The sequence below is a fragment of the uncultured Allobosea sp. genome (assembly GCF_945956895.1).
In the GTDB taxonomy this organism is placed as follows: Bacteria; Pseudomonadota; Alphaproteobacteria; order Rhizobiales; family Beijerinckiaceae; genus Allobosea.
In genome coordinates this window covers 1-5,355 of the sequence record NZ_CAMFJF010000127.1, presented here as the reverse complement: position 1 = coordinate 5,355, position 5,355 = coordinate 1, and the positions used below count along the sequence as shown (strand labels likewise).

The window sequence follows — 5,355 nt, the reverse complement described above, 5'->3', positions numbered from 1 at the left end:
TCGGCTTGCCGAGCCGGAGCCAGCCCCAGAAGGCGAAGCAGCCGGCGATCTCGAAAAGCGCGGCGCCGATATAGGCGGCGATGGTCGGCATGAAAATCGATGTCCGTTGCAGGGCTTTTCGAGGCGAGGGCGCCAGTCTAAAGCGGTAAGCCTTCGAACGGAAACACGCCGTCATCCCGGACAAGCCGCGTCAGCGGCGCCGATCCGGGATCCATGCCGGAGCGCTTCCGGCAAAGATTCAGGCATGGATCCCGGGTCTTCGCTTCGCTGCGCCCGGGATGACGTGCCCAGATGAGAACAGGGCTGCGGTGGAAAAGCCGATACGCAACATCGCCATCATCGGCGCCGGCCCCGCGGGCCTGATCGCGGCCGAGCGGCTGGCCGGCGCCGGGCATCGCGTCACGCTCTACGAGCGCATGGCCTCGCCAGCCCGCAAGTTCCTGCTCGCCGGGCGTGGCGGCCTGAACCTGACGCATTCCGAGCCATTCGACGTTTTCCTGCGCCGCTACCGCGAGGCGAGCGACTGGCTGGAGCCGGCGTTGCGTGCATTCCAGCCGCAGGCGCTCCGCGATTGGGCTGATGGGCTCGGCGCGGAGACCTTCGTCGGCTCCAGCGGCCGCGTCTTTCCCCGTGCCATGAAAGCCTCGCCGCTGCTGCGCGCCTGGCTCGCCCGGCTCGATGCCCTCGGTGTTCGCTTGGCCGCCGGCCGGCTCTGGACCGGCTGGAATACGGAGGGCGCCCTGACGTTCCGCCTCGTCAATGGCGAAACCGAAACCGTCCGCCCCGATGCCACGCTGCTGGCGCTCGGTGGCGCGAGTTGGCCTCGTCTCGGCTCCGATGGCGGCTGGGCGCCGCTGCTGGCGGCGCGCGGCATCGCGATCTCGCCGCTGCGGCCGGCGAATGGCGGCTTCACGGTCGGATGGTCGCCGCAGATGAAGGAGCGTTTCGCCGGTCAGCCCCTGAAGCGCATCACCATCCGGTGTGGCGACGAAAGGGCCGCCGGCGAGGCGATGATCGATGCCGAAGGCATCGAGGGCGGTGCGATCTATGCGCTGTCGAGCCCAATCCGCGAGGCGATCCAGCGCGAAGGCTTTGCCACGCTTGCGGTCGATCTTCGCCCCGATCTCTCTGCGCCCGAGCTTGCCGCCCGCCTTGCCAGGCGCCGCAAGGGCGAGACGTTGAGCAATCATCTGCGCAAGGCGGCTGGGCTCGCTCCGGTGGCGATTGCCCTGCTGCGCGATTCGGCCGGGGCGTCTCTTCCGGATGAACCGGGCGCGCTTGCTGCCCTGATCAAGGCGGCGCCGCTGCGACTCGAAGCTCCCATGCCGATCGCGCGCGCTATTTCGACGGCCGGCGGCATCGCGCGCGGCGAATGCGACGAGGGCTTCATGCTCAAGCGCCTTCCGGGCGTCTTCGCAGCCGGCGAGATGCTCGATTGGGAGGCGCCGACCGGGGGGTATCTGCTGCAGGCGAGCTTCGCGACCGGTATCGCCGCTGCCGCCGGCATCGAAAGCTGGCTGGCCGATCGAGCTTGAACCTGCCCCGGTCAGGCTCGCGTCTTGGCGTCGACCGAGGTGGACAGGGCGAGCCTCAAGCCTCCGCTTACCCGGTGCCGGTCAGGCGGCGCGCGAAGCTGTGCCCGCTATCGACGGTCGAGATTTCGCCGACCCGCGCCAGCGAGATCAGGATGTCGCGGATGGCGCGCTCCACCTTGAGGCCCTGGCGGAAGCGAGCCGCGATGGTCCGTGCATCGATCGGCGTCGAGGCTGGCGCCAGCGCCGCGAGCACGGCTGCGACGCGCTCCACCGCCTCGGCCGGAAAGACCGGCTTGCTGACGACGGCCGGTATCGGCTCCGGCAGCAGCGCGTCGAGCTGCTCGCCGGTTCTCACCGGGGCGCCGAAGCGCGGCCGCTGATAGTCGGGTCTGAGCCAGCGGATCAGGCCTTGCGCTTCCTCCTGAGCGCGTTGCCGATTGAGGGCGATGAGCCGGGCCAGGACCTCCTCCTCGCCGAGGTCAGCCGGCCAGCCATAGGCGGCGGCGACGGCGGCATCGAGCGCCTCGTGGTGTCGTCGAGGATCATGACGAATCCGCGGTCGCGGATATCCGCCTCTGCGGCCTTGAGCGCATGTCCAGCTAGCAGTGCTTCGCGCACATTGTAGAGCTTGGTCAGTGTGAGATCGGGGTGATCAACCAGAACCTGCTTGCGCAGGGCATCGAGCGCCTCCGCCGGACGGCGGATGGCCTCCCTCTGGTGCTCGGTCGCGTCGGGGAAGGGGAACGGGTCGAAGCAGCGGGACTTCACATAGACCGCATCGCGTTCGTAGATACCGCGCTTGCCGGCACTGGCCAGATACCACGTCTCATGGATGCGGGAGGACAGGACGCCGAGCGTATGAGCGTCCGAGAGAGCGATCGCCAGGATTTTGTTGTCCGGCAGGATCGATGCGTCGAGGAACTGGAAGATGCGGTGCTTGGCGGTTTCAACCGTGGCGATGTAGCGCTGAAGCGGAGCGAGGGCAGGACGCAGCTCGCGTCGCGGTTCGCCGAAAACCCACCATAGTTCGCGGTAGCTTTCGCGCCGGTTCGCATCGCGGCCGATAGGTCTTCCGTTATCGTCCTTTTCCTCTTTCACCGTCCGTTTGATGTGCTGATAGACCTCTGGGAATCGTTCCCGAACCTCTTCTGCGGTGAGGCCCAACAGATCGATCACCATCGCAGCACGCGAACGCGCCGTCAGATCCCGTCCGTTGCGATAGTTGCGGACATGATCTTCCAAGCCCTTCCGGCGGCCGAGGCCGAGAGCCCGTGCCTCGGCCAGCGTGACGATGAAGCCCGAGCCGTGCAGCTTCACGCCGGGCGAGCAGAGCCCGTCATTGCTCCGCAAGGGCGCCCTGCGCCGGCAGCACCTCCTTGGCCTGTCCCTTGAGGCGGCTCTGCTTGGCTTCGAGGACGAAGGCGCCCTTCTTGTAGAGGTCGATCCTGCCGGTCGTGTACCCGCCCCGGCCGTCGGGAAACCGCACGGGATATTCGAAGCGATAGGTCACGGCATCGGTATCGCTGGTCGGCGGTTGCGGCCGCTCGACGCCGATCAACCGGCACAATTCGCTCAGGAACTGCGCATAGGATGCCCGCTCTGCCCCTTCCGACACGCGCCAGCGCGTAATGAAGGCTTCGACCTCATCCTCCACCGGCTCGGCCCGCTCCGTCCCATGTTACGGCCCCACGATTGCGTCTGCCGCGTTTATACAACTGTAAGTTGTGGATTTCTGTCCTGTCAACTCCTGTCATCAATCATGCCCGCGGGGCGCAGCACCCCCTCGCATCATCACGCGTTCCGCCCCATATTGCGGCCATGCCGAAAAGCTCCGACACCACCGCGACCAAGCCGAAAGCGGCCAAGAAGCCCTCTTCGGCCCGCACGCCCAATTCCAAGGCGACCAAGCCCGAGCTGAAGCCGCTCGAAGGCTATCTCGCCGACCTGCTGAACCCCGCGATCAACCGCGGCACGGCGGTTCCCGGCGGCGCCTCCGGCTTCAGCGACAAGCCGCAGGCCGGCTACGAAGCGAAGCAGGACTACGCGCTGGAACGGCCGGGCGGCGAGGAGAGGCCCAAGCGCAAGCTCTCCAAGAAGGCGGATTCCGCCTTCATCGGCGCCGAGGGCGCGGCCGCCGCGACGGCGAGCTCGCTGCAGCATCTGCTGGAGACCGGCAGCCCCTTCATCCAGCCCGGCAAGCCCTGGACGCCGCACCGGCCCGAGCGCCCCGAGAAATCGGAAGGCGGCATCGCCTTCACGATGAAGTCGGACTTCTCGCCATCGGGCGACCAGCCGACCGCGATCGCCGATCTCGTCGACGGCATCCGCCGGCAGGAGCGCGATCAGGTGCTGCTCGGCGTCACCGGCTCGGGCAAGACCTTCACCATGGCCAAGGTAATCGAGGAGACGCAGCGCCCGGCATTGATCCTCGCGCCGAACAAGACGCTGGCCGCGCAGCTCTACGGGGAGTTCAAGAGCTTCTTCCCCGACAACGCGGTCGAGTACTTCGTCTCCTATTACGACTATTACCAGCCGGAGGCCTACGTTCCGCGCTCGGACACCTATATCGAGAAGGAATCCTCGATCAACGAGCAGATCGACCGCATGCGCCACTCGGCGACGCGCTCCCTGCTCGAACGCGACGACGTGATCATCGTCGCCTCGGTCTCCTGCATCTACGGTATCGGCTCGGTCGAGACCTATACGGCGATGACCTTCTCGGTGAAGCTCGGCGAGCGCATCGAGCAGCGCCAGCTCATCGCCGATCTCGTCGCGCTCCAGTACAAGCGCACCCAGCACGACTTCGCCCGCGGCACCTTCCGCGTCCGCGGCGACGTCATCGAACTCTACCCGGCGCACTATGAGGACCGCGCCTGGCGCATCGGCCTGTTCGGCGACGAAGTCGAGAGCATCAGCGAGTTCGACCCGCTGACCGGCCAGAAGACCGGCGAGCTCGAATTCATCAAGGTCTACGGCAATTCGCACTACACCACGCCGCGCCCGACGCTGACCCAGGCCGTGAAGTCGATCAAGGAGGAGCTCAAGGCCCGCCTCGACGAGCTCAACCGCATGGGCCGCTTCCTGGAGGCGCAGAGGCTCGACCAGCGCTGCACCTTCGACATCGAGATGATCGAGGCCACCGGCTCCTGCAACGGCATCGAGAACTATTCGCGCTATCTCACCGGCCGCAAGCCGGGCGAGCCGCCGCCGACGCTGTTCGAATACCTGCCCGACAACGCGCTGGTCTTCACCGACGAGAGCCATGTCACCGTGCCGCAGATCGGCGGCATGTACCGGGGCGACTTCCGCCGCAAGGCGACGCTGGCCGAATACGGCTTCCGCCTGCCCTCCTGCATGGACAATCGGCCATTGCGCTTCGAGGAATGGGACGCGATGCGGCCCCAGTCGGTGCATGTCTCGGCCACGCCGGGCGGCTGGGAGATGGACCAGACCGGCGGTGTCTTCACCGAGCAGGTCATCCGCCCGACCGGGCTGATCGATCCGCCGGTCGAGATCCGCCCGGCCAAGCACCAGGTCGCGGACCTGCTCGACGAGGTCAAGGAGGTCACCGAGCGCGGCTATCGCACGCTGGTCACCGTGCTGACCAAGCGCATGGCCGAGGACCTGACCGAATACCTGCACGAGAACGGCGTGCGCGTGCGCTACATGCACTCGGATATCGACACGATCGAGCGCATCGAGATCCTGCGCGATTTGCGCCTGGGCGCCTTCGACGTGCTGGTCGGCATCAACCTGCTGCGCGAAGGCCTCGACATCCCCGAATGCGGCTTCGTCGCCATCTTGGACGCCGACAAGGAGG

Annotated in this window: 5 protein-coding genes; 2 read left to right on the top strand and 3 right to left on the bottom strand. The window is 66.9% G+C overall.

The window, feature by feature from the left end:
• The first annotated feature begins 308 nt into the window (after positions 1-308).
• The gene (locus Q0Q02_RS23115; RefSeq protein ID WP_293813101.1) at positions 309-1,535 is read left to right on the top strand and encodes a TIGR03862 family flavoprotein; all 1,227 of its coding nucleotides are present in this window, start codon (positions 309-311) and stop codon (positions 1,533-1,535) included.
• A 67-nt stretch (positions 1,536-1,602) separates the two neighbouring features.
• Here Q0Q02_RS23115 and Q0Q02_RS23110 read toward each other — a convergent pair whose 3' ends face one another.
• Genes Q0Q02_RS23110 through Q0Q02_RS23100 form a run of 3 tightly spaced genes read right to left on the bottom strand, consistent with a single transcriptional unit; the run spans position 1,603 to position 3,189 of the window.
• Positions 1,603-1,890: a hypothetical protein gene (locus tag Q0Q02_RS23110; protein WP_293813100.1), complete on the bottom strand. Its 288-nt coding sequence runs from the start codon at positions 1,888-1,890 to the stop codon at positions 1,603-1,605.
• A 47-nt stretch (positions 1,891-1,937) separates the two neighbouring features.
• Complete coding sequence (locus Q0Q02_RS23105) at positions 1,938-2,852, bottom strand: hypothetical protein (protein ID WP_293813098.1); 915 nt, start codon at positions 2,850-2,852, stop codon at positions 1,938-1,940.
• A gap of 19 nt (positions 2,853-2,871) precedes the next feature.
• Complete coding sequence (locus Q0Q02_RS23100) at positions 2,872-3,189, bottom strand: type IIL restriction-modification enzyme MmeI (protein ID WP_293813096.1); 318 nt, start codon at positions 3,187-3,189, stop codon at positions 2,872-2,874.
• A 164-nt stretch (positions 3,190-3,353) separates the two neighbouring features.
• On the opposite strand from Q0Q02_RS23100, the gene uvrB reads away from it, so the two are divergent.
• Positions 3,354-5,355, top strand: a 2,002-nt coding sequence (uvrB, locus tag Q0Q02_RS23095) for an excinuclease ABC subunit UvrB (protein WP_293813094.1), incomplete at its 3' end; no start/stop codon positions are given.